The organism is Arthrobacter sp. B0427-1-12 (genome assembly GCF_059092905.1).
Map to the genome: position 1 here is coordinate 1 of NZ_JBNHIC010000142.1, position 1561 is coordinate 1561.

Consider the following 1561-nt stretch of genomic DNA (forward strand, 5'->3'; position numbering starts at 1 on the left):
ACAGAAGCCCCCCTTCATCCCCACCTGAGTGCGCGCGAGACACACCTGAAGGCATCGGGTGGGTTCCAGCCCGCGCCGGCCCCCCGATTCTCCCGCACGCCCGGCCTAGCCGGCGCCCCAGCCGAAGCTCCTGGCAGTTCCACCCGCAGCGTCCTGGCCGAGCTGGGGCTCAACCCCGAGGACATTGATCGGCTCGTCGCCGACGGCGCCGTCGTCCAGAACATCACAGAAGGAATTTGACGTGGATTTCGCACTGCCCCCCAAGTCCGAAGAGTTGGCGAAGACGCTCCGCGACTTCATGGCCGAGTTCGTCTACCCGGCCGAGGAGGTGCTCGAACGACAGTCGCTTGAGCTCGCGGCCGCGGGCACGCCGTGGGCACCCCGGCCGATCATGGACGAGCTCAAGACCGAGGCACGTTCGCGAGGACTGTGGAACCTGTTCCTCACCCGCAACATCGGTGGTGAGCTGACCACAACGGAGTACGCCCCGTTGGCCGAGATCAGTGGTCGCAGCCCACTGCTGGCACCCGAGGCGATGAACTGCTCCGCACCGGACACAGGCAACATGGAGCTTCTCGCACACTTCGGCACCGCAGAGCAGAAGGCCCAGTGGCTCGATCCGCTGCTGGACGGCCAGATTCGTTCCGCATTCGCCATGACTGAACCGGACGTGGCCTCGTCGGACGCATCCAACATCTCGACCCTGATCACCCGCGACGGCGACGACTACGTCATCAACGGAAGCAAATGGTGGATCACGGGTGCGCTGAGTCCACTGTGCAAGATCCTGATCGTGATGGGCAAGACGGACCCGGACGGACCTCGCCACAGGCAGCAGTCGATGATCCTGGTACCCATCAATACTCCTGGCGTCACTGTGACGCGGCACCTGAGCGTGTTTGGCTACGACGACGCCGCCCACGGCGGACACGCGAGGGTCGAGTTCGATCAGGTGCGCGTGCCGGCGGAGAACCTGATCGGCGGAGAGGGCGATGGATTCGCCATCTCCCAGGCACGACTCGGACCCGGTCGTATCCACCACTGCATGCGAGCGATCGGAATGGCTGAGCGGGCTCTGGAGCTGATGTGCGCCCGTGCCGACTCCCGCCGGACATTCGGAGGCCCGGTCTCTGACCAAGGAGTGATCCGCGACTGGATCGCCGAGGCGCGGATCCGGATCGAGCAGGCACGTCTACTCGTTCTCAAAACCGCATGGCTTATGGACGAGGTCGGCAACCGCGAGGCGCACACGGAGATCCAAGCGATCAAGGTCCTCGTTCCTTCGATGGCCGAATGGGTGCTCGACAAGGCGATCCAGGTTCACGGCGGCGGCGGTGTCAGTCAGGAGTTCCCGCTTGCGGCCATCTGGGCGCAGACGCGGACCTTGCGCCTCGCGGACGGACCGGACGAGGCTCACAAAGCAGGTCTGGGCCGCCGCGAGCTGAAACGGCAACGCGAAGCGCGGGAGAACGTTGAGCGGCTGACGCCCGTCGCGCGCTGACGCCCCAGCAATCTCCTGGAGCATGGAGCGGCGGCGGGGCTGTAGCACCAAGTGTTTGGT

The 1561-nt window shown here is 65.4% G+C and carries 1 protein-coding gene and 1 pseudogene; both read left to right on the top strand.

Going from position 1 to position 1561, the window contains the following annotated elements:
* Positions 1–240, top strand: a pseudogene (locus AC5RWU_RS24190) (CoA transferase); the annotation flags it as partial.
* A gap of 1 nt (position 241) precedes the next feature.
* On the top strand, positions 242–1501 hold the full coding sequence (locus AC5RWU_RS24195; protein ID WP_493986711.1) for an acyl-CoA dehydrogenase family protein: 1260 nt from the start codon (positions 242–244) through the stop codon (positions 1499–1501).
* The last annotated feature ends 60 nt before the right edge of the window (positions 1502–1561 follow it).